19 protein-coding genes are annotated in these 22,676 nt (G+C 40.1%); 2 read left to right on the forward strand and 17 right to left on the reverse strand.

The genetic code is table 11. The features are described from left to right. Window positions 1-18: 18 nt before the first annotated feature. The 5 genes from pflA to IGI46_RS14840 all read right to left on the reverse strand — a co-directional run bounded on the left by pflA (window position 19) and on the right by IGI46_RS14840 (window position 8,501). Window positions 19-798, reverse strand: a complete 780-nt coding sequence (gene pflA, locus IGI46_RS14820; protein WP_429973742.1) for a pyruvate formate-lyase-activating protein — start codon at window positions 796-798, stop codon at window positions 19-21. Between the two features lie 84 nt (window positions 799-882). Continuing rightward, complete coding sequence (gene pflB, locus IGI46_RS14825; RefSeq protein WP_429963823.1) at window positions 883-3,174, reverse strand: formate C-acetyltransferase; 2,292 nt, start codon at window positions 3,172-3,174, stop codon at window positions 883-885. A gap of 291 nt (window positions 3,175-3,465) precedes the next feature. Then, window positions 3,466-5,913: a DNA topoisomerase IV subunit A gene (parC, locus tag IGI46_RS14830; RefSeq protein WP_429973743.1), complete on the reverse strand. Its 2,448-nt coding sequence runs from the start codon at window positions 5,911-5,913 to the stop codon at window positions 3,466-3,468. Window positions 5,914-5,927: 14 nt separating this feature from the next. Next, on the reverse strand, window positions 5,928-7,955 hold the full coding sequence (gene parE, locus IGI46_RS14835; RefSeq protein ID WP_429963825.1) for a DNA topoisomerase IV subunit B: 2,028 nt from the start codon (window positions 7,953-7,955) through the stop codon (window positions 5,928-5,930). Window positions 7,956-8,078: 123 nt separating this feature from the next. Further along, entirely contained in the window at window positions 8,079-8,501 is a 423-nt protein-coding gene (locus IGI46_RS14840) for a CoA-binding protein (RefSeq protein WP_429963826.1), read from the reverse strand. Window positions 8,502-8,607: 106 nt separating this feature from the next. Between IGI46_RS14840 and plsY the strand changes: the two genes are divergently transcribed. Both plsY and IGI46_RS14850 read left to right on the forward strand, forming a co-directional pair. Next, complete coding sequence (gene plsY / locus IGI46_RS14845) at window positions 8,608-9,249, forward strand: glycerol-3-phosphate 1-O-acyltransferase PlsY (RefSeq protein WP_207705147.1); 642 nt, start codon at window positions 8,608-8,610, stop codon at window positions 9,247-9,249. Then, the gene (locus IGI46_RS14850) at window positions 9,239-9,859 is read left to right on the forward strand and encodes an NUDIX hydrolase N-terminal domain-containing protein (RefSeq protein ID WP_429963827.1); all 621 of its coding nucleotides are present in this window, start codon (window positions 9,239-9,241) and stop codon (window positions 9,857-9,859) included. Before plsY ends, IGI46_RS14850 begins: the two co-directional genes overlap by 11 nt. Window positions 9,860-9,906: 47 nt before the next feature. Here the strand turns inward: IGI46_RS14850 and IGI46_RS14855 are convergent, their stop codons facing one another. The 12 genes from IGI46_RS14855 to lepB all read right to left on the reverse strand — a co-directional run bounded on the left by IGI46_RS14855 (window position 9,907) and on the right by lepB (window position 22,610). Further along, a complete protein-coding gene (locus IGI46_RS14855; protein ID WP_429963828.1) occupies window positions 9,907-10,776 on the reverse strand; it encodes an aldose 1-epimerase family protein in 870 nt (289 codons plus the stop codon). Between the two features lie 14 nt (window positions 10,777-10,790). Then, window positions 10,791-11,579 (reverse strand): GTP-sensing pleiotropic transcriptional regulator CodY, encoded by a 789-nt coding sequence (codY, locus tag IGI46_RS14860; protein WP_207705150.1) that lies wholly within the window; start codon window positions 11,577-11,579, stop codon window positions 10,791-10,793. A 15-nt stretch (window positions 11,580-11,594) separates the two neighbouring features. Further along, entirely contained in the window at window positions 11,595-12,992 is a 1,398-nt protein-coding gene (hslU, locus tag IGI46_RS14865) for an ATP-dependent protease ATPase subunit HslU (RefSeq protein WP_429973744.1), read from the reverse strand. Window positions 12,993-13,005: 13 nt separating this feature from the next. Next, complete coding sequence (gene hslV / locus IGI46_RS14870; RefSeq protein ID WP_207705152.1) at window positions 13,006-13,551, reverse strand: ATP-dependent protease subunit HslV; 546 nt, start codon at window positions 13,549-13,551, stop codon at window positions 13,006-13,008. A gap of 17 nt (window positions 13,552-13,568) precedes the next feature. Next, window positions 13,569-14,468, reverse strand: a complete 900-nt coding sequence (gene xerC / locus IGI46_RS14875) for a tyrosine recombinase XerC (RefSeq protein WP_429963830.1) — start codon at window positions 14,466-14,468, stop codon at window positions 13,569-13,571. A gap of 154 nt (window positions 14,469-14,622) precedes the next feature. After that, window positions 14,623-15,921 (reverse strand): methylenetetrahydrofolate--tRNA-(uracil(54)-C(5))-methyltransferase (FADH(2)-oxidizing) TrmFO, encoded by a 1,299-nt coding sequence (gene trmFO, locus IGI46_RS14880; protein ID WP_429963831.1) that lies wholly within the window; start codon window positions 15,919-15,921, stop codon window positions 14,623-14,625. A 17-nt stretch (window positions 15,922-15,938) separates the two neighbouring features. Next, window positions 15,939-18,017 (reverse strand): type I DNA topoisomerase, encoded by a 2,079-nt coding sequence (gene topA / locus IGI46_RS14885; protein WP_429963832.1) that lies wholly within the window; start codon window positions 18,015-18,017, stop codon window positions 15,939-15,941. Window positions 18,018-18,120: 103 nt separating this feature from the next. Further along, window positions 18,121-18,978 (reverse strand): DNA-processing protein DprA, encoded by an 858-nt coding sequence (dprA, locus tag IGI46_RS14890; protein ID WP_429973745.1) that lies wholly within the window; start codon window positions 18,976-18,978, stop codon window positions 18,121-18,123. Window positions 18,979-19,038: 60 nt separating this feature from the next. After that, window positions 19,039-19,803, reverse strand: coding sequence for a ribonuclease HII (locus IGI46_RS14895; RefSeq protein ID WP_429963834.1), 765 nt, complete (start codon window positions 19,801-19,803; stop codon window positions 19,039-19,041). Next, a complete protein-coding gene (ylqF, locus tag IGI46_RS14900; protein WP_429963835.1) occupies window positions 19,803-20,651 on the reverse strand; it encodes a ribosome biogenesis GTPase YlqF in 849 nt (282 codons plus the stop codon). Before ylqF ends, IGI46_RS14895 begins: the two co-directional genes overlap by 1 nt. Window positions 20,652-20,846: 195 nt before the next feature. Beyond that, complete coding sequence (locus IGI46_RS14905; protein WP_429963836.1) at window positions 20,847-21,611, reverse strand: helix-turn-helix domain-containing protein; 765 nt, start codon at window positions 21,609-21,611, stop codon at window positions 20,847-20,849. Between the two features lie 456 nt (window positions 21,612-22,067). Then, complete coding sequence (gene lepB, locus IGI46_RS14910; RefSeq protein WP_429963837.1) at window positions 22,068-22,610, reverse strand: signal peptidase I; 543 nt, start codon at window positions 22,608-22,610, stop codon at window positions 22,068-22,070. Between the last annotated feature and the right edge of the window lie 66 nt (window positions 22,611-22,676).

Here is a 22,676-nt window from a genome sequence, read left to right on the forward strand (position 1 = left end):
CGCTCTTTTCTCGAAAGTTTATCGTTTCAGATAGCCTTTATAATCCTCTGTATGGAGAAGTTTTTTTGCATTGACCACTCGTTCATCCGCTGGCGGTTCAATTCCTTCCAATGGGTATTTCAAGCCCATTTCTTCCCATTTGTATTTACCCATCGTGTGGTAAGGCAGAATTTCTACTTTATCCACGTTCTTCAAGGTTTTAATAAATGTATCTAATCGAATTAAAAATTCGTCATAGTCGCTTCTAAAGGGTACTAATACGTGGCGAATCCAAACCGGCTTATTGATGTCGGATAAATACTTCGCCATGTCCAAAATATTGGCATTGCCATGTCCAGTTAATTCCTTATGCTTTTGATCATCGATTTGTTTAATGTCAAATAAAATCAGGTCGGTATATTGCATCAATTCTTCAAATTTAGAGAAAAATGGTTCTTCAAAGGTAAAGGGTTTGCCACATGAATCTAATGTAGTGTGGATTCCTTGCGCTTTAGCCTTTTTAAATAGGTCAATTAGAAAATCGATTTGCAGCAAGGGTTCACCACCACTAACTGTGATTCCACCTTTTTTACCCCAATAGCTCTTGTAATGGATTGCTTCTTGTAAGAGATCATCGGCCGTACGTTTCTTAGCCTTTGGATCGTGAATTTGCCAAGTATCAGGATTATGACAAAACTGGCAGCGCATGCGGCAGCCTTGCATAAAGACGATAAATCGAACGCCAGGGCCATCAACCGAGCCAAAGCTTTCAATTGAGTGGACATTTCCAATGATGGGTTGTTCAGTCGTTGTCGACATAAACATTTCCTCCTTATAAACATGGGTAAAGGCGAATAGACCTCCGTCCATCCGCCCTTACTTGCGTTACTTTGTTTTCAGTTCTTACATCTTTTCGTGGAATGTACGGCTGATAACATCTAATTGTTGTTCACGACTTAAATCAATAAATTTAACTGCGTAACCAGAAACACGAATGGTGAAGTTTGCGTACTCTTCTTTTTCTGGGTGTTCCATTGCATCAACTAGTTTTTCTTTGCCGAATACGTTCACGTTTAAGTGATGCGCACCTTGGTCAAAGTAGCCGTTCAATACGTTTGTTAAGTTTTCGATTTGTTCTTCTTCATCATGACCTAAAGCATCAGGGTTGATACTTTGTGTATTTGAAATGCCGTCTAAAGCATATTCATAAGGCAATTTAGTCAATGAGTTTAATGAAGCCAACAAGCCGTTTTGTTCTGCACCGTAAGATGGGTTAGCACCAGGAGATAATGGCGCACCAGCAGGACGTCCATCTGGCAAACTTCCAGTTGCTTTTCCGTAAACTACGTTAGAAGTGATTGTCAGGATAGAAGTTGTTGGTTCAGAATCACGGTACGTTTTGTAATGCTCTAATTTTTCCAAGAAAGTCTTCAATAACCAAACAGCAATATCATCAGCACGGTTATCATCATTTCCGTATTTAGGAAACTCGCCTTCAGTCTTGTAGTCAATCACTAAGCCGTCTTCGTCACGAACTGGATAAACTTTTGCATATTTGATCGCTGCTAATGAATCTACTACGTGAGAGAATCCAGCAATACCAGTTGCAAAGGTACGTTTCAAGTTTGTATCCATCAAAGCAAGCTCAGCTGCTTCATAATAATATTTATCGTGCATGTAGTGGATGCAGTTTAATGTATTTACATACATACCTGCCAACCATTCAAGCATATCGTCATATTTTTCCATTACTTCTTCAAAATCTAACGCATCATTAGAAGTAATTGCACGGTATTTAGGTCCCACTTGTGTTTTAGATTTTTCATCTACTCCACCGTTAATTGCATAGGTCAAAGCTTTGGCAAGGTTTGCACGGGCACCAAAGAATTGCATTTCTTTACCCGTTTGAGTTGCAGACACACAGCAGCAAATTGCATAGTCATCTAACCAAACTGGACGCATAACGTCGTCATTTTCGTATTGGATAGAAGAAGTTTCAATTGAAATTTTCGCTGCATAATCTTTAAAGCCTTCAGGCAAACGAGAAGAGTACAATACTGTCAAGTTTGGTTCTGGAGAAGGTCCCATATTTTGCAAAGTACGTAAGAAACGGAAATCATTTTTAGTAACTAATGTACGTCCGTCCATACCCATACCAGCGATTGAAAGAGTTGCCCATACTGGGTCTCCTGAGAACAATTCGTTGTATGAAGGGATACGAGCGAATTTAACCATACGTAATTTCATAACTAAATGGTCGATTAACTCTTGTGCTTCAGCTTCATTCATCAAGCCTTTATTGATATCACGTTGAATATAGATATCTAAGAAGGTTGATACACGGCCGATTGACATTGCTGCACCATTTTGTTCTTTGATTGCAGCTAGGTAACCGAAGTATACCCATTGTACAGCTTCTTTCGCATTTTCAGCTGGACGAGAAATATCGTAGCCGTATGCTGCTGCCATTTCTTTCATTTTTTTCAATGCTTTAAATTGATCGTTAACTTCTTCACGCAAACGAATATCTTCGTCAGTGAATTGGCCATTGCCAACGTTTGCATGATCTTTTAATTTTTCTTGCATCAAGTAGTCAATTCCGTATAATGCTACACGACGATAGTCGCCAACAATACGTCCACGGCCATAAGTATCAGGAAGTCCAGTAATAATCTTATTACGACGAGCTGCCCGAATTTCTGGTGTATAAACATCGAAAACACCTTGATTATGTGTCTTATGATATTCGCTGAAGATTTCAGTGAATTTAGGGTTTGGAGTATATCCATAGCTTTCCAATGCTTCTTCAGCCATACGAATACCGCCATAAGGCATGAATGCACGTTTTAAAGGTTTGTCAGTTTGGATACCAACAACTTTTTCTTCGTCTTTCAACTCTTCGTCAATGTAACCTGCACCGTATGCATTTACTGAGGAAACAACGTCAGTTTCCATATCCAATACGCCGCCGTTTTCACGTTCTTGCTTTTGCAGTTCTTGCAGTCTGCCCCATAATTTGTTGGTTGCATCTGTTGCTTCTGCCAAGAATTCAGCATTTCCTTCGTACGGTGTGTAGTTGGCTTGGATAAAATCACGTGTGTTTACTTCTGTCTTCCAAGTTGTACCCTTGAAGCCATTCCATGCTTCTTTTTCAATTACATTCAACTTTTCAAGCTCTTTTGTTGCAGTTCCCATTTAAGAGAGACCTCCTTAGAAAATTATGACCCTTTTAATTGCTACAGCTTTACAGACACAGTATAACACATTCTAAAGCTATTGCAATAGTTTCATGTAAAAACTTTAACAAGTCACTTTTTCTGTGCCTGTTATCGGTAACATCCCTTTTATATCAAGAATATCAAACATGTTCTATTTATTAATAATTCTTACAAACTCACCTTTATCAGGTATTATGTGAGCGAAAAAACGGCTATCTGTACTAATACAGATAGCCGTTTTTATTCAAATTATATAATACAGTTAATACTATTGTTCATCCCACTGTTTCGTTTCGTAAACAGCAAATACCTCGCCGTCTGTCTTCTCATCTATGGCAAATGAACCATTGGCCAAACGATCGCTGACTGGGATTTTAGCAATTTCCACTGTTTGAGTCGTTCCTTTTTGGGTCAGCAACTCAAGTTCACCCTCTGTGGCATCTGTTAGATAAACTAAGCGGTGCGCATTTTTCTTCAACTCTCTGAAGATCATTAGGCCGCGTTTTGCTCTGCCCAGTTGCGGTAATTCTTGAGCCAACATCCGTTTTGCTGCTCCTCGTTGACTGATTAGGGTAATTGGTGAATCCCCTTCGGATAAGATTAATGTGCCACCAACAACATGATCGCCGTCTTTCAGATTAACAGCCTTAACACCCGCTGCTTTAGCCCCTACTACAGGTACTTCTTCTAGAGGATAGCGCAGACCAAAGCCTCGATAAGTTCCGATAAACACATCAAGATCTTTAGTATTTTTGATTAAGCGTACTGCAATTACCCGATCCGTATAGCTTTTCAGCTTGATTGCTGCAGTCGGACGACTCTTGTACGTGCGCCATGGTGAAAACTCGGTCATGCGGGTTTGCTTAATCATACCTTCTTTAGTCATGAGGACAAATAATTGATTGGCATCAATCTCTTTATATGGAAAGACTGCCATAATTTCTTCATCGACTTTTAGGTTGGTAATCGTTTGTGAAATATGTTCACCCACGTCTTTCCATTTCAAATCCGCTACCTCATGAACTGGACGATAGATCATATTGCCGCGATTAGTTAAAATCAGTACATGATCTAACGTATTCATTTTCTGAGCAAACAAGACGCGGTCCCCGTCCTTCATTCCCAGTTCTTCTGGTTGAGATGCATTGTAGGAACGCAGGCTGCTGCGTTTCATATATCCTTCTTGGGTAACAGATACTACAACGTCCTCCTGAGCGATCAGCACCTCGGTTTCGATCTTGATTTCTGTGATTTGATCTTCAATCTTAGTTAAGCGACCATTACCGTATTGCTTTTTGATTTGGCGCAGCTCTTGCTTCATCACTTTGTTCAATTCTCGTTCACTAGACAAGATCAGTTGTAATTCTTTCACTTCAGCGGATAATTCATCTGCTTCTTTTTTCAATTGAGTAATATCTGTGTTAGTTAGACGATACAATTGCAGGTTCACTATTGCTTCCGCCTGCTCCTCAGTAAACTCAAACTTTTTAACTAAATTGTTTTTCGCATCTCGCTTGTCTTTACTTTCACGAATCGCTGCAATCACTTCATCCAAGATCGATAAAGCCTTCATCAAGCCTTCAACAATGTGTTGTCGTTTTTGAGCTTTAGTCAACTCAAATTGACTGCGTTTCGTGATGACTGACTGGCGATGTTGAATGTAGCTGGCTAAAATATGCTTTAGGCCAACTTGCTGCGGTGTCATATTATCAATGGCTACCATGTTGAAATTGTAATTGATCTGCAAATCCGTATTTTTAAACAAGTAATTCAAAATACCTTCTGCATTTGCGTCCTTCTTCAATTCTACTACAATTTGAAGACCTGTACGGTCGGTTTCATCACGAACTTCGGCAATACCATCAATTTTTTTGTTCAAACGAATTTCGTCCATTTTTTTCACTAGGATCGCCTTATTCACTTCGTAAGGGACCTCATGGATCACAATCTGCTGTTTTCCACCTTTTAATGGCTCAATTGCCGTCTTTGAACGTAGAATTACTTTCCCTTTGCCGGTTTCATAAGCTTTTTTGATCTCATCTTTGCCTTGTAAAATACCACCAGTCGGAAAGTCAGGTCCTGGAATAAATTCCATAATTTTTTCCAGGCTGGCATTGGGATGATCCAACAAATAGATAGTTCCATCAATAACTTCAGATAAATTATGCGTTGGAATTTCAGTAGCATATCCCGCTGAAATCCCAGTAGATCCATTGATTAACAGATTAGGATAAGCTGCGGGTAAAACAGTCGGTTCTTTTTCGGTATCGTCAAAGTTCCAAACTAAATCAACTGTCTCCTTCTCAATATCTTTCAGCATCTCTCCGCTCAGCTGGGAAAGACGTGCTTCCGTGTAACGCATTGCTGCTGGCGGATCGCCATCCATTGATCCATTGTTTCCGTGCATTTCAATCAGAACTTCTCGTAGCTTCCAGTCCTGACTCATACGTACCATTGCTTCATAAATCGAACTGTCTCCATGAGGATGATAATTCCCCATAATATTTCCGACAGATTTAGCTGATTTTCGGAAGCCTTTATCGTAAGTATTACCATCCTTGTTCATAGCATATAAAATACGACGTTGTACTGGTTTTAAACCATCTCGAACATCTGGTAATGCCCGTTCTTGGATAATGTATTTTGAGTAACGACCAAAGCGGTCACCCATGACTTCCTCTAACGTTAATTCTTGAATCGATTGTTTATTTTCCATCTGTCGACCACCACCTACTCATTAAACAATTCTATGTTTTCAAAATTTTCTTCATCCAGCAGTTCGTTGGAAACCGAAGGCTGAATCTCATCCTTGTTTTCCAGCAGGCTCCCATCTTCTTCTAAAGTGAATTGGACATGGCTTTCAATCCATTTACGACGCGGCTCAACTTTATCGCCCATTAAAGTTGTTACTCGGCGTTCAGCTTGTGCTGCATCATCAATTCTTACCCGAACCAGTGTCCGGTGATCAGGATCCATTGTAGTTTCCCATAGCTGTTCAGCGTTCATTTCACCAAGCCCTTTGTAACGTTGAAGCATATAGCCCTTGCCAATTCGTTTAATAACGCCTTCCAGCTCATCATCGGTCCAAGCGTACTCCATAACTTGTTTCTTGCCAGACCCCTTAGATACCTTATACAAAGGTGGCAAAGCAATATAAACCTTACCTGCTTCAATTAAGGGCTTCATGTAACGGTAGAAAAAGGTCAACAATAGCACCTGTATATGGGCGCCATCGGTATCCGCATCGGTCATGATAATAACTTTATCATAGTTGCAATCCTCGATTGCAAACTCTGCACCAACACCAGCTCCAATTGTATAAATCATGGTGTTGATTTCTTCGTTTTTCAGAATATCCTGTAGTTTCGCTTTTTCGGTATTGATAACCTTGCCGCGCAGTGGAAGAATCGCTTGAAATTTACGATCTCGGCCTTGTTTCGCTGATCCACCGGCTGAATCTCCTTCGACTAGGAATAATTCATTGCGCTGCGCATTACGAGATTGTGCTGGTGTCAATTTACCAGATAAAAGTGATTCGCCTTTTTTTCGTTTCTTGCCATTTCGGCTCTCTTCTCGCGCTTTACGAGCCGCCTCACGAGCTTCTCTAGCTTTGATCGCTTTACGTACCAGCATTTGACTTGTTTCGCTGTTTTCCTGCAAGTAGAAGCCCATTTGCTCCCCGATGACGTTATCTACTACTCCCCGAGCCGCAGGTGTACCCAATTTTTCTTTGGTTTGGCCTTCAAACTGCAGCAGATTTTCTGGCACACGGATTGACAGAACTGCGGACAAACCTTCACGGAAGTCTGAACCTTCCAAGTTTTTATCCTTTTCCTTCAGCAAACCAGTCTTACGGGCATATTCGTTAAAGGCTTTCGTCATTGAGGTTTTCATCCCAGCCTCATGAGTTCCACCATCCTTTGTTCGGACATTGTTTACGAAAGATAAAACATTTTCTGAATAGCCATCATTGTATTGATAAGCGAACTCAACCTCAATACCATCCTTTTCTCCAGAAAAGTAGGTTACTGGTGTCAAAGTATCCTTGTCTTCGTTTAGGTACTCAACAAATTCTTTGATTCCTTCTTCAAAGTGGAAAACCTCTTCTTTTACTTCTTCTTCCCGTAAATCAGTGATGGTAATTTTTACACCTCTTAACAAGAAAGCTGATTCCCGCAACCGTTCAGAAAGAGTGCTGTAAGAAAAGCGGACTGTTGAAAAAATTGTATCATCCGGCATGAAATGGACACTGGTTCCATTCGGTTGTCGCGTTTTGCCGATTTTTTTCAAACTGCCCTGTGCTTTTCCACCATCCTTAAATTTCTGCACATATTCGACACCATCGCGTACGATGGTAACCGTCAGCCATTTCGACAAGGCATTCACCACACTGGCACCGACACCGTGTAACCCGCCAGAAGTTTTATAGCCGCCTTGTCCAAATTTTCCTCCAGCATGCAAAATTGTAAAGATAACTTCGACTGTAGGGATCCCAGAAGCGTGCATTCCAACAGGCATTCCTCGGCCCTTATCACTTACCTTAATACTATTATCAGGGTACAGCGTGACATCAATTTCATTACCGAAGCCAGACAGTGCTTCATCCACTGCGTTGTCAACGATTTCATATACCAAATGGTGTAGACCACGTCCATCGGTAGATCCAATATACATACCAGGTCTTTTTCTTACAGCTTCTAATCCTTCTAAGACCTGAATCGAAGCGTCATTGTATTCATTATTACTTTTCCTAGCCAAGCTAACAGCTCCTTATCTAAAAATACATCATTGCTATGATACGCTAAAAAAGCTCAAAAAAAAAGCCTTCTGATGACCTGAGAAGGCATTTTATCAATTTTTTAGCAGAAAATCAACTGGTTGTTAGACTCTTTTAGCCAATTCAATCTTGATGCAGCGGTCCATAACAATGTCGGTACGGCCCTTTTCATGCAGCATTTCTGCCGCTTCTTGACTGCTTAAACCAAGTTGTGCCCAAAAAACTTTTGCGTCCGTCTGCAAAAATTCTTTTGCCACCTGCGGTAAAAACTCGCTGCGACGAAAAATATCGACAATATCTATTGCCTCTGGAACTTCTGATAATCCAGAAAAAACTTCGATGCCAGCGATCTTCTGACCTCCTAACTTAGGATTTACTCCATAGACAGTATAATCAGCGTCTTTTAACAACTGCGCGATTTGATGGCTGGTTTTTTCTGGGTTTTCACTAAAGCCCACCACCGCTATCACTTTGGCTGTATCTAAATATTCAAAAATCTTCTCTTGACTAGGGTTTTCAAATTGCATAAAACAACCGCCTTTCTTAGTATTTAGTATATCATTGCTTTGATGTTTGTTCACCTATTTCAAATCTGTTAAAATAACTCTAACAACAATGAAATGGGGAAAAACAATGAAAATGGCTATGCTTTTGTTGCTAGCTTATCTTTTAGGCTCAATTCCATCAGGGGTTTGGATTGGAAAACTTTTCTTTAAAAAAGATATTCGTGAGTACGGCAGCGGTGGCACTGGCACGACCAATACTTTTCGAATTTTAGGAAAACCTGCGGGCTTTGTTGTCTTCGCCATCGATCTTTTAAAAGGAACCCTGGCTACCTGTTTGCCTATGATTTTCCACTTAGATATTAATCCTTTATGGTTTGGTCTAGTCGCAGTTATTGGTCATACCTTGCCAATCTTTGCCGGATTCAAAGGAGGTAAAGCCGTTGCTACAAGTGCTGGGATGCTGCTGGGTTACAGCCCTCTATTCTTCTTTTATTCCTTAGTGTTCTTTCTAATTGTTTTGTATATTACCAGCATGGTGAGTGCAACCAGTATTCTTTCGGCTATTTTTGTTACTCTTTCGACGATCATATTGCCTATCATTTGGCCGGCAATACTTCCTAGGCATAACTGGCTGCTGACCCTTATTTGTCTGGTACTAACTACATACATTATTTACCGACACCGCGAAAATATTCAACGAATCAAAAATGGAACTGAAAATCGTGTCTCTTTCGGCTTAAATAAAAAGGAGTCTCCTAATGAACATTAACGATCGATTAACCGACTGGGCGGTAGAACTGCAAGCCATAGCTCAAGCAGGTCTTACCTATACCAAAGATCCTTTTGATGCTGAACGGTTTGAACGTATTCGTTCATTGTCTGTGGAAATGCTAGCGGCTCAGTCCCCCTTGCCTGAGCTCGAAATCAGAAAATTGTTTGCCGAGGAACCTGGCTACCCTACACCAAAGCTAGATACCCGAGCTGCTATTTTCAAGAACGACAGAATTTTGCTTGTTCAAGAAAACAATGGAAAATGGTCGTTACCTGGTGGCTGGGTAGACATCAATCAATCGTTAGGAGACAATGTCTTAAAAGAAGTGAAAGAAGAAACTGGTTTTGAGGCAGAAACGCTTAGAGTTATTGCTCTTCAAGATCGGAACCGTCACAATCCTCCTCGTTACGCTTACGGTGTGTGCAAAGTATTTATCTTATGCCAAAAATTAAGCGGTCAGTTTGAACAAAACATCGAAACTCTGCAAATCGACTGGTTTTCTTTGTCAGATCTACCAGAATTAGCCGAGGAGAAAACGACCAAAGAACAGATTACTTTGTGTTTTGAAGCAAATGCCGATCCTAATTGGCAGGTTGTATTTGATTAATTTTTTATACAAACAAAAAAACGCCGGAGAATTTTCCGGCGTTCTCTTTATCTTACAGTAATAGAAAATTGTGTCTTAAATTCCTCTGCGGGTGCTAAACGATTCATACCTGGTTTATCTTCCAGCTTACCAGTACTGTCGATTGGATCAGCAAATCCCCACCAAGGCTCAATACAAACAAATGGGGCTTCTTTTGGATAGGGTGACCAAAAACCCACATACGGAATATGATTGTAGGCTAGTGTCACGCTGTGAGGCGAATCTTCCGCTCTGATGGTAAAGGTATTCAATCCTTTTGTTTCGTAGATCAACGCGTCGTTTTGGAACAAATCACGACTAATGCGAATATTAGTATTGGTCTGACCAATCGTTTTTTGATCTAAATTAGCAAATGGTCCGTCCAACGGGATTTTCACTCTTGATTTTTGCGGTGAGAATGAGAAGAAATAGTCCTCGAATTTCAAACTTTCTTCTAATGGCACATTAAAGGCTGGATGTCCTCCTAAGGCAAACAGCATTTCCTCGTTGCCAGTATTCTCCACCTTAAAACGTACACGAAGGCCTTCTCCCCAAACTTCATAACTAACAGATAAAAGAAAATCAAAAGGATAAATTTCCTTAGTCTTATCGTTGCTTTTTAAAGTCAAAACAACCTTCTCATCCGTTTGCTCCGCCATCTCAAACATTTCATCTCGTGCAAAACCGTGCTGTGACATTGGATAGCTTTTTCCTTTATAACTATATTGATCATCTTTCAAGCGACCGACAAAGGGAAAAAGAATCGGTGCATGACGTCCCCAGTAGGTTGGATCAGCCTGCCACATATATTCGATGTCATTAGCCTTAAGGCTGGTTAATTCGGCCCCTTTTTCACTGATCGCTGCCTGTAAATAGTCATTTTGAATCCTTACTGTCATAAGCTTCCGCCTCTCTATTGATGTTTAACCAATTCTTTTTTGAACAAAGGATTCAATACTTTTAAATAAGTTCCCTTCATTCCTAGCGAGCGTGACTCTATAATACCTGCTGATTCCAATTTACGCAAAGCATTTACAATAACAGATCGAGTAATACCAATTTTATCAGCGATGTTAGAAGCTGTTAAACGGCCTTCATCGCCTTCTAGAGCTTCAAAAATAGCTTTAACAGCCTTGAGCTCACTGTAAGAAAGTGTGCTAACAGCCATTTGAACAGCCGTTTGACTACGAACTTTTTCTTCCACATGGAGGAACTGCTGATATAAGATCTCCATACCAATAACAGTTGCCCCATACTCCGCTAACACTAAATCATCCTCAGTGAAGGACTCTTCAGTTCGGGCAAGTACAATCGTACCTAAACGTTCACCGGAACCAAAGATCGGAACAATAGTGGTTACCCCATTAGGATAGTACTGAGAGCGTTCTGTAGGAAAGGCCGTTCCTGAACTGCCACTTGGAATATTAGCCTCAGTCTTGATAACTTGTTTCAGCTCGCCTACATAGCTATCAGGAAATTGCCGATCAACAAGGAATGACTTGACACGATCATTGTTAATATCAATCTTTTCATTGAATCCTAAAAGCTTCCCTTTTGAATCAATGATGTATGACAATGAATTCAGCACATCGCCAAGGATGCGAGCCATATTATTATAAGGTAGCTCCGCAGCTGGTTCAAAGGCATTTTTTTGTTGCATTAACTTGTTAATTTGGCGTGTTTTTTCTAATAAGGTTTCCATCATTTCCCCTCCAAATTATAGAATATAGCGGCTTAGATCTTTATTTTGTGCAATCGAAGCCAGTTTTTCATCAACATAAGCCTCAGTAATTGTAATTTCACCCATTTGCATGTCTGGTGCTTCGAAAAGTAGATCCTCCAGCAATTTTTCCAAAATAGTGTGCAATCGACGGGCACCGATATTATCGGTTTCTCGGTTTACATCAAAAGCAATTTTCGCTAATTTCTCAATTGCTTCCTGAGTGAAGATTACTTTTACATTTTCAGTCCCGATTAAATCTATATATTGCTGGATCAAAGCATTGTTTGGTTCTGTTAATATCCGAACGAAATCTTCAGCAGTTAGATCATCTAACTCTACCCGAATTGGGAAACGACCTTGTAATTCAGGAATCAGATCACTAGGTTTAGAGAAGCTGAAGGCACCACTGGCAATAAATAAAACATGATCGGTTTGGATCGCCCCATACTTGGTATTTACCTGTGATCCTTCGACAATTGGTAAAATATCCCGTTGAACCCCCTCGCGAGATACTTCACCAGAATTTTGTTGCGATTTCGAAGTAATCTTATCGATCTCATCAATAAAAATAATTCCTGAGCTTTCGGCTAGTTTAATCGCAGCTGTATGGATATCTGCTTCATTGACTAATTTAGCTTGTTCTTCTTTAACCAGCAGCTCCTGAGCTTCTTTAACAGTGACAGTTCGTTGAATCTTCTTAGTGGGCGTTAAGGCACCTAACGTATCGTTTAAATCAATACCCATCTGCTCCAGACCATTGTTCATCATTGGCATTGACTTCTTAGGCTCTTCAATTTCAATCGTAACTTCACGACTGTCCAACATGCCTTTTTCCAGCTGTTCCAAAATTGTTTTACGATTGACTTTGATTTCTTCTGTCAATTCTTCTTGCGGCTCAGCCTGTTGCGTTTGGTTAAAGATATTCATCATTTGATCATACGGATTACCTGATTTCTTTTGTTCACGCTTGATTCCAGGTACTAAAACCTTCACTAACCGCTTATTAGCTCGCTTCAAGGCTTTACTATATACTTGAGAGTATTGCTGCTTCTCAACGATCGTAATTGCATTTTCCACCAAATCTCTCACCATGGATTCTACATCACGACCAACATAACCGACTTCCGTAAACTTAGTCGCCTCCACCTTAACAAAAGGTGCCTTGACAATTCTAGCCAAACGACGAGCAATTTCAGTTTTACCTACCCCTGTTGGTCCAATCATTAATATATTTTTAGGGGTCGCTTCCTGCTGCATGCTTTCTTCTAACTGCATACGACGATAACGATTGCGTAAAGCCACCGCAACAGAGCGCTTCGCGTCATTTTGGCCAATGATATATTGATCCAATTCGCTGACAATCTCTCTAGGCGTTTTATTAATTTCAGACATTCAACATTCTCCTTTACATCTCTTCCACGATAATATTATGGTTGGTAAAGACACAAATATCTGCGGCGATATTTAGCGCACTTTCGGCAATTTCTTTTGCAGACATTTCTGGGTTGTGCTGCTTCAAGGCTCTGGCAGCGGCCAAAGCATAGTTACCACCTGAACCGATCGCCAAAATACCATCGTCAGGAGCAATTACTTCACCATTACCAGAAACAAGCAGCATGTCATCTTTATTCATGACAATCAGTAAAGCTTCCAAATTTTTCATCGCTTGCTGCGTACGCCACTCCTGTGCTAGTTCAACCGCAGCGCGCTGTAGATTACCGTTGTATTCGTTTAGTTTTCCTTCAAATTTTTCTTCCAAGGTAAAAGCGTCTGCCACACTCCCAGCAAACCCTACAACAACCTGATTATTATAGATGCGACGCACTTTACGTGCACTGCCTTTCATAACAACCTGTTGTCCCATTGTCACTTGACCGTCGCCGGCCATCGCTAATTTTCCGTCCTTCTCTACAGCGCAAATGGTTGTAGAATGAAATTGTGATTCAGCCATTGCTATTCCTCCTAAATTCAAGCTCGTGGATGAAACGAGCGATAACTTTTTTGTAAACTTTCTTTTGTCACATGAGTATAAATTTGTGTAGTAGATAAATTTGCATGGCCTAACAGCTCTTGAACTGTTCTTAGGTCGGCCCCATTATTTAACAGATGTGTGGCAAAGGTATGCCTCAGCATATGAGGATGAATACTTGAAGATAGACTGCTCTTTTTAATTAGCTGATTCAACACGTATTCAATCCCAGTGGGAGTAATCTGATCTCCACGATGATTGATAAAAACATAGTCGTGATCTTTTTGAAACCTTTCCATGATCCGTTTACGACCGTCTAAACGATATTCCTGCAAAGCATCTGCCGCAAATGAACCTAATGGGACATAACGGTCCTTATTGCCCTTTCCATGAATCAACATAACACTGTTATCAAGATCAATCACAGAGAACGTCAAATTGGCACATTCACTGACCCGCAGCCCTGCACCGTATAAAACTTCTAATAATGCGCGATTGCGCTGATCCAAGGGCCTATCACCCTCTAAGCTTTGAAAAAGAATATCGATTTCTTTCTCATAAAAAAAGCGAGGCAGGCGATTTTTCTTTTTCTTTAAATGAACGTAGGAAAAAGGATTTTCCTCCATTTTCTCTTGCTTCAGTATATATTGATAAAAGGAACGTAAACTCGCAATATTACGACTAATCGTGTTCCGACTATACCCTCGATCATTTAAAAATGCCAAGTAAACGCGTACATCTAAATGATCAATTGCCAGCAGATCTGCACTTCCAGAGTCTTCTAGAAACTCGCAAAAGGCTGTTAAGTCTCTTAGATAAGCTTCTTTTGTTTTGACAGAATACCCGCGTTCAGTAATCAAATAACGCATAAAAGCCTGAATCCATTCCTCGTTTGTCATAAGCTCACCTCACAAACATAATCCAAATTTAGCACAACCGGTTTTTAAATACAATTAAATTGTCAGAATTTATTGATTTTTCACGAATTTGTTTACAATTCCTTAGAATACTAAAAGAAAAACCCCCCGCAAATTTCTGCGGCGGGTAATCCCATTATAGTTCCATTTGAGCTAAAGCGTCTAAAGCTCGCTGAGCTAAGGTTTCATAGCGCAGCTTTTTATCTCTTATTCGTTCAGGTAAGCTTGGGAACAAGCCAAAATTGGCGTTCATTGGTTGGAAATGTTTCCCCTCAGCATGAGTAATATAATACGACATGGCCCCTAGAGCCGTCTCCCGCGGAAACTCCACCAGCGGCTCATCTTTAGCTAAACGAGCTGCATTTATTCCGGCAATCAGTCCACTTCCGGCACTTTCTACGTATCCTTCTACCCCAGTCATTTGGCCTGCAAAGAATAAATCATCGCGATTACGACTTTGGTAGGTCGGGCGAAGCAACTCTGGTGAATTCATAAAGCTATTTCGATGCATTACACCGTATCTTAAAAACTCAGCATTTTCTAACCCTGGAATCATCCGAAATACACGTTTTTGTTCGCCCCACTTCAGATGAGTCTGGAAGCCAACCATGTTGTACATAGAAGCAGCTGCGTTATCTTGACGCAACTGAATAACAGCATAAGGACGCTTGCCTGTTTTAGGGTCTTCCAAGCCAACTGGCTTCATAGGACCGAAGAGCATTGTTTTAATCCCTCGTTTTGCCATTACTTCAATCGGCATACAACCTTCGAAGAATTTTTCTTTTTCAAAGGTTTTCAACTCTGCTACTTCAGCTGATATCAAAGCTTCATAAAAAGTCATGAATTCCTCTTCATTCATTGCACAGTTCAGGTAGGCTGCTTCTCCTTTGTCATAACGAGACTTCAGATAAACTTTTTCACGATCAATTGTAGTTCCATCAATAATAGGTGCTGCTGCATCATAGAAATAGAAGCCATGAGAACCATTAAATGATGCAATTTCTTCTGCTAACGCTTTAGAGGTAAGCGGGCCTGTCGCAACGATCGTAATTCCTTCAGGCAGTTTAGTAATCTCTTCATTGTGCACAGTTACTAAAGGATGATTTTTCACCTTCTCAGTGATTAGCGCAGAAAATCCTTCGCGATCCACCGCTAATGCTCCACCTGCCGGAACAGCTGTTTCGTCTGCCGAGTGAATGATCACCGAATTTAAGCGGCGCATTTCTTCTTTTAATACTCCAACCGCATTAGTTAAATTATTCCCTCGCAGAGAATTGCTGCAGACCAGCTCAGCAAATTTTTCCGTTTGGTGAGCTGGTGTTGATTGAACCGGACGCATCTCGTATAATTCTACCAGTACGTTTGCTTGAGCTAACTGCCAAGCAGCTTCACTTCCTGCAAGTCCCGCACCAATAACATTGACCGTTTTTACCATTTCATTCCTCGCTTACACTATTTTTGAACAGCTTCTTCATAATCTCCATTCATGCAGACTACCTGCTTGCCGCCTTTAACCTTTTTCTCAACCAAATAATTGTCACACTTAGGACAATTGCGGCCGACTGGTTTGTCCCAAGACGTGAAATCACAATCTGGGTAACGAGAACAGCCATAGAATAATCTATTTTTCTTGGATTTTCTTTCGACTACCTGTCCTTTATGACAAACCGGACACTCGACTCCAATCTCTTTAATGATTGGTTTAGTATTGCGACAGTCTGGGAAGTTGCTGCAGGCATAGAATTTACCGTAACGGCCAAGCTTAATTACCATTGGATGTCCGCATACATCACAATCAAAGCCCGCAGGTTCATCCTTGATTTGGATTTTCTCGATACCTTCTTCAGCTTTTTCTAGCTCGACAGCAAAGGGTTTGTAGAAACGATCAACGACTTTGACCCATTCTTCCTTGCCTTCCTCGATTTTATCCAACCCATTTTCCATCTCTGCCGTGAAGTTTACATCTACGATTTGTGGGAAAAAGTCAACAATCAGAGAATTAACAATTTCTCCTAACTCCGTAGGTTCGAAGCGACGCTGAGTCAGTTTTACATAGTAACGACGCTGAATAGTTTCCAATGTTGGAGCATAAGTGGACGGACGACCCACACCGTTTTCCTCTAGCGTTTTAATCAATGTTGCTTCACTAAAACGAGCTGGCGGCTGAGTGAAATGTTGTTTAGGTTCAATATTGTCAGACTGAACTACATCGCCTTCAGCAAGCTCTGGCAAGATGTTTTCTTTGTCTTCCTTGCCGTCGTCGCGGCCTTCAACATAGACCTGCATGAACCCTTTGAACTTAATCTTAGAACCATTAGCGATAAAAATTACACCATTTTGTTCTAAAGTTACCTTCATAGTATCTAAAACTGCAGCAGTCATTTGGCTAGCGACGAATCGTGACCAAATTAAGGTATACAATTTTAGCTGGTCTTTATCAAGGTATTTCTTCATTTCATCAGGTGTACGGTTTACGCTGGTTGGACGAATCGCCTCATGGGCATCTTGTGCTCCTTGAGGATTTTTTGTTTTACGGGCGGTATGCTGAGAGTACTCTTTGCCATATTTGTTTTCGATGAATTCTGCTGCTTCAGTTTTCGCTGTGTCTGAAATACGAGTCGAGTCTGTACGCATATAAGTAATTAATCCGACGGTTCCTTGTTTACCCAAAGAAATTCCTTCATACAGTTGTTGAGCAACCATCATGGTCTTACGCGTCCGAAAATTCAGCTTACGAGCTGCTTCCTGTTGCATATTACTGGTAGTAAAAGATTGCGCAGGATTACGTCTTCGTTCCTTTTTCTCTACCTTAGTTACCTGATAGTCCTTACCGTCAATTCGTTGGGTAATTTCTTTTACAGATTCCGCATTTGGTAATTTCCGCTTCTTACCGTCCACGCCCCAGAAATTGGCCTTAAATTTTTTCTTTTCTTTTTTAAAGTTTCCGTCAATGCTCCAGTATTCCACGGGAATAAATTCACGAATTTCTTGTTCACGATCGATAATAATTTTCAAGGCGATAGATTGTACACGCCCAGCACTCAAGCCTTTTTTCACTTTACGCCACAAAATAGGCGAAATTGAATATCCTACTAAACGATCTAAAGCCCGACGCGCTTGTTGAGCATCCACCAATGAAACATCAATTGAGCGGGGTTCTTTAAAGGCAGCTTTTACAGCATCCTTTGTAATTTCGTTGAACACAACGCGGTTCTTATCTTCTAAATCCAAACCTAAAAGGTAAGCTAAATGCCAGGCGATTGCTTCCCCTTCTCTATCCGGGTCACTTGCGAGATAGACTTTTTGAGCTTTTTTAGCGGCTTGCTTTAAGCTTTTGATGACGTCGCCTTTTCCGCGAATCGAGATGTAATGAGGTTCGTAATTATTCTCAATATCAATTCCCATCTTGCTTTTTGGCAGATCTCTTACATGTCCAACACTCGCTACTACTTTGTAATTTCTTCCAAGGTACTTTTCAATTGTTTTTGCTTTTGCAGGTGATTCCACAATCACTAAATATTTATAGGCCAAACGTTTTTGCCTCCCTAAATTTTTTTCTACTATTATATACAGGTAAATTACTGGCAAATCGTAGCCTATCATAGCGATTCGATTTTTATTTGTCAAGTGCCGACTAATAAATTTTTTTCAATAATTGTAAGGAATCAAGAATGTCCTGGACTTTTTCAACACAAACTGCGCCATCTTGAATCAATTGGTGACACCCGGCAGAACGTCCATCCAATACACTTCCTGGTACTGCAAATACTTCTTTCCCATAATCCAAAGCCTGCTGAGAGGTAATCAAGGACCCACTCTTCTGCTTGGCTTCAATTACCAACACACCCTGACCCAGTCCCGCAATAATTCGGTTACGCATGGGGAAGTGGAATTTGGCCGGTCGAGTTCCATCCGGATATTCGCTCAGCACTAAATGATTTCTAGCCATCTCAATTTGTAAATTACCACTTTCTTTAGGATAGCAGATATCCAATCCGGTGCCAATCACTCCTATGGTTTTTCCTTGATTTGAAATAGCAAATTGATGAGCGAAGGAATCAATTCCCTTAGCCAAACCACTGACGATAACAAATTGACGCTTCATCAACTCTGGCATAAAACGGCGAAGAACCCCATAGCCATAATCCGACGCGGTTCGGGCACCTACAACCGACAGCCCCTCTCTTTCCAGCAACTTTAAATTACCCTTGTAAAATAAAACTAATGGCGGCACCGGTATTAGTCTTAGCTGCGACGGGTACCTCTCATCCTCTATAGTGATCAAACTATGGTGTTCCTTCAGTTCAATCAAACGTTCTTTAGTCCAATTCTCCCAGTCGCCTAATCCTTTTCCCCTAGTAAACGGAAACAGTTCAGCTGATGAGAACTGCCAACAATCCAACTTTTTAGCATACTGATAAATTTTTTGTTTAGTGACTGGACCAATGCCTCTAGTGACACTTAAATGTAACAAAAAAATAGTTTTCTCCAAAAAAATCCCTCTTTTCTTACTGCCTACTACTAAGATAAGCAAAAAAGAGAGATTTACATTTTATTTTTTACGAATTGGAGCAAAAGTTTTTCGGTGGAGTGATAAAACACCAAATTTATCAATCGCCATTAAATGCTGCTTGGTACCATATCCAGCATTTTGTTCAAAACCATAGGCTGGATGTTCGCTGCCGTAATCTGCCATAAGCTTGTCACGATAGACCTTTGCAATAATACTAGCAGCTGCGATGGATACAGAACGAGCATCCCCCTTAATTATTTTTTCTTGAGGAAGGCCGTTATCTAATACCATCGCATCAATTAATAAACAATCTGGTTTAAGCGGCAACTGATCTAATGCTCGCTGCATCGCGACTTTAGTAGCCTGATAAATGTTCAATTGATCAATTTCTTCAGCACTTGCTTCGCCAATCCCAATTGCTTTAGCATGTTTTTTTATTTCTTTTACCAGTTCTTCACGTTTACTTGCCGAAAGCTGCTTAGAATCGTTTAAGCCAATGATTTGATGATCGTCATTTAGAATAACTGCTGCCGCCACCACCGGACCAGCTAAAGGACCGCGACCCACTTCATCAATTCCAGCGATCGCTTGAAAACCCATTGCTTTCTTTTCGTTCTCAAAAACAGACATTTCATGATAGCGAGCGACTAGTGCCGCTGCTTTTTCCTGTTGCTTTTGCCATTGTTTAAGCGCTAGTTTAACACCTTTACGTTCATCTGATTTTAAAGGAAGCAAGCGCACATCTTGCTCATCGGTAATTTCCTTTAGCAGTTCTTTGACTGCCTGAATTGACATTTTTTCCATTATTCTGTGTACTCCTCAAACCGATCTAGCGTGTAGCGACCTAACCGGCCTTGCCGCAACTCAATAATCATCATTTCACTAGCCCGTTCATAATCATCCTTGAATCCCCTCTTATGAGCAATCAGCATTAACAGCTCAGGCAATTCCTCAAACATCTCCTCATCAGAGAGCTTGTAACGTTCTTTCAGTTGTTCTGGATAGAAACGGCGCAAAAAGCCCAACTCATCAATTGCCAAGTCGTCTAAATGCAATAGATCATCTTTTATCGCACCTGTTAGAGCTAGGCGTTTACCCACCTCGGGGTCTTCAAACTTCGGCCATAAAATCCCAGGCGTATCCAACAGTTCTAATTGTGATCCAAAACGCAGCCATTGCTGACCTTTGGTTACTCCTGGTTTATTGCCAGTACTAGCAATTTTCTTCCCTGCTAAGTGATTCAACAGCGTTGATTTCCCTACATTGGGAATCCCTAATACCATAGCACGAATTGCTCGCGGCTTGATTCCCCGCTCTTTATCACGAGACAATTTATCAGCTAAAACTTTTTTAGCAGCAGGCACAATTTGCTTAACGCTTTTATCATCTTTGGCATTTAGGGACAGCACTTCATATCCTTGCCCTTTAAACCATTCCATCCAGCGAGTTGTTTGATTTGGATCAGCCAAATCAGCTTTATTTAGTAAAATTAGTCGCGGTTTTTGCTGCACTATTTGATCCAGCATTGGATTGCGGGAAGAGTGCGGCAAACGAGCATCAACCAACTCAAAAACAATATCGACAAATTTCAGCTTCTCAGATACTTCTCTTCTGGCCTTTGCCATATGGCCAGGAAACCATTGAATTGTCATAGAACCTTCTTCCTCCTTTTAATATTAATTAGTCAATCGGCAGATTCTTCCTCAGATATTCTACCATATCACTGAAAGATTTAAGTGATAATCTTTTGATCAATGCATCTTTTTTTAGTTCACTACCGTGTTCTCGCCATTATAAAGGAAAAAGAAGGCCTCATGACGAGAACCTTCTTCCTACAAATAAAGTTATTAAGCTGCATTAAACAAGTGGGTAACAATTTCCGGAGACCGGCGAATTGCTGCAACTTGATCAGAAAACTCATTAGAAAGAGTGTATCCGTCTCCCCATTGTGTTTTAACGATCGAACCTGGAAAACCATTCTTGTTAAATTTTTGTTCGATCCTTTTAGATAGGCTAGACAAGGTACTCAAATGTGAGTTTGTTGTTTTATCCCCCCATAGGCGTTCGCACAATTCTTCTCTTGTAACAGGTTGGGACATAGCAGAAAAGATAATTTTGAAAAACTCTGTTTCTTGTTTTGACAAATGCTTAATGACATTCGCCAGTTTAATTTCAACTTTCTGACGATTGAAAGGTACACCGTTGTCAGGCTCATTATTCCCTTGGGTTGTTGGATAAGTATCAGAAAGCAAAGCTTGTTGCATTTTTTCTCTCAATAACTCTGAAGGACTGTCTTCAATTATCCAATGTTTAATCCCTGCATCTTCAAGGAAAGCTTTTCCTTTTTCAGTTGGTTCTGCTTCGAAGACTCTAATAATTGTTAGTTTGTGACGTTTAAGTGTTGGTAAAATCTCATATATTTCCTCATTAGAAACTGTTTTACTTAAAATGACAAATTGGAAGTACTCTAAAAACTGTTCATTAATTTGGCTGTATCTATTTAATTCTAAAAAGCTAGAGGTGCCAAAAACCTCATAATTTAACACCTGTAAGTTTCTTTGTAGTCTTTCCTCGGATAATACGTTTTTGGTTAACAATAAAATTTGTTGCATTATTTTCACTACTTTCTATATTAATTTGCGTCGTTGTATCAGGACTTTTGCATCTACACGATAACCCTTCCCCACCTGAACATTTCTGATTATCGCGTTTGAAACTAACAATTGAATCTAGTAACTGACAAAATTTGTTAATAAAATATCTATTCAATATTTTTACTAAAAAAAATGTTTTTTGTCCATTAATTCAACCATTAAATTTTTGCAAAGAAGATATATTTTAATAAATAAAAAAAGACCTTTTCTTAAAAGGTCTTTGAAATAACAATATGCTATTACCGATAACGCTTTGTATCAGCCTTGAAAGAGAAAACAAAAAACTACAATTTTTTTCACCGAACCATAAAATTTGATTTTTTTGAGACGAAAGATAATTAAAGAACGATCATTATTTTATCATCGTTTTATTCTTTAAAAAAATTCCTAAATGATTTTCTTCCGCGAAAGTAATTAATGGATCAGTTTCAAATCACTTATGGGGTAATAAACCAATCTAGCTTTCCCCATAATTTCACGGCTATCAACAGTACCAAAGGAGCGACTGTCTTTTGAGATGCGTCGATTATCTCCTAATACGAAATATTCATTTTTCGGAAGCTGATCTAAACCAATCAGATCATATAAATTGAAATTGGTTGTGTAAGGAGTATTTTCGTGATCATGGGTTTGATTATTCGTTAAAAAAGTTTCAGAAACCTGTTCATCATTCACATAAAGCTGATCCTGTTCATAGCGAATGGCATCGCCTGGCAGACCAATTACTCGCTTAATATAAGTAGTTCCATCTTGTTTCTTAAATACGATAACATCAAATCTCTGGACCTTTGTAAATTTTTCCATCACAATCATATCCCCTTGTTTCAAGGTTTGATTCATTGAATTCCCAGTTACGGGAACCGGAATAAGTAAGAATCCACGAATAATTACGCCAAGAAAGAGCGCAATCAAAAAATACTTTATTGCTAACCAAAGCTGGTCTTGCCTTTTTTTCATCCTGCTCTTCCCCCTCTTGTTCCATTATAGGGGATTACCCCCTCACTTTACCAATAAAAAACAACA

The sequence above is a fragment of the Enterococcus sp. AZ163 genome (genome assembly GCF_050498925.1).
Taxonomy (GTDB): domain Bacteria; phylum Bacillota; class Bacilli; order Lactobacillales; family Enterococcaceae; genus Enterococcus_A; species Enterococcus_A ferrettii.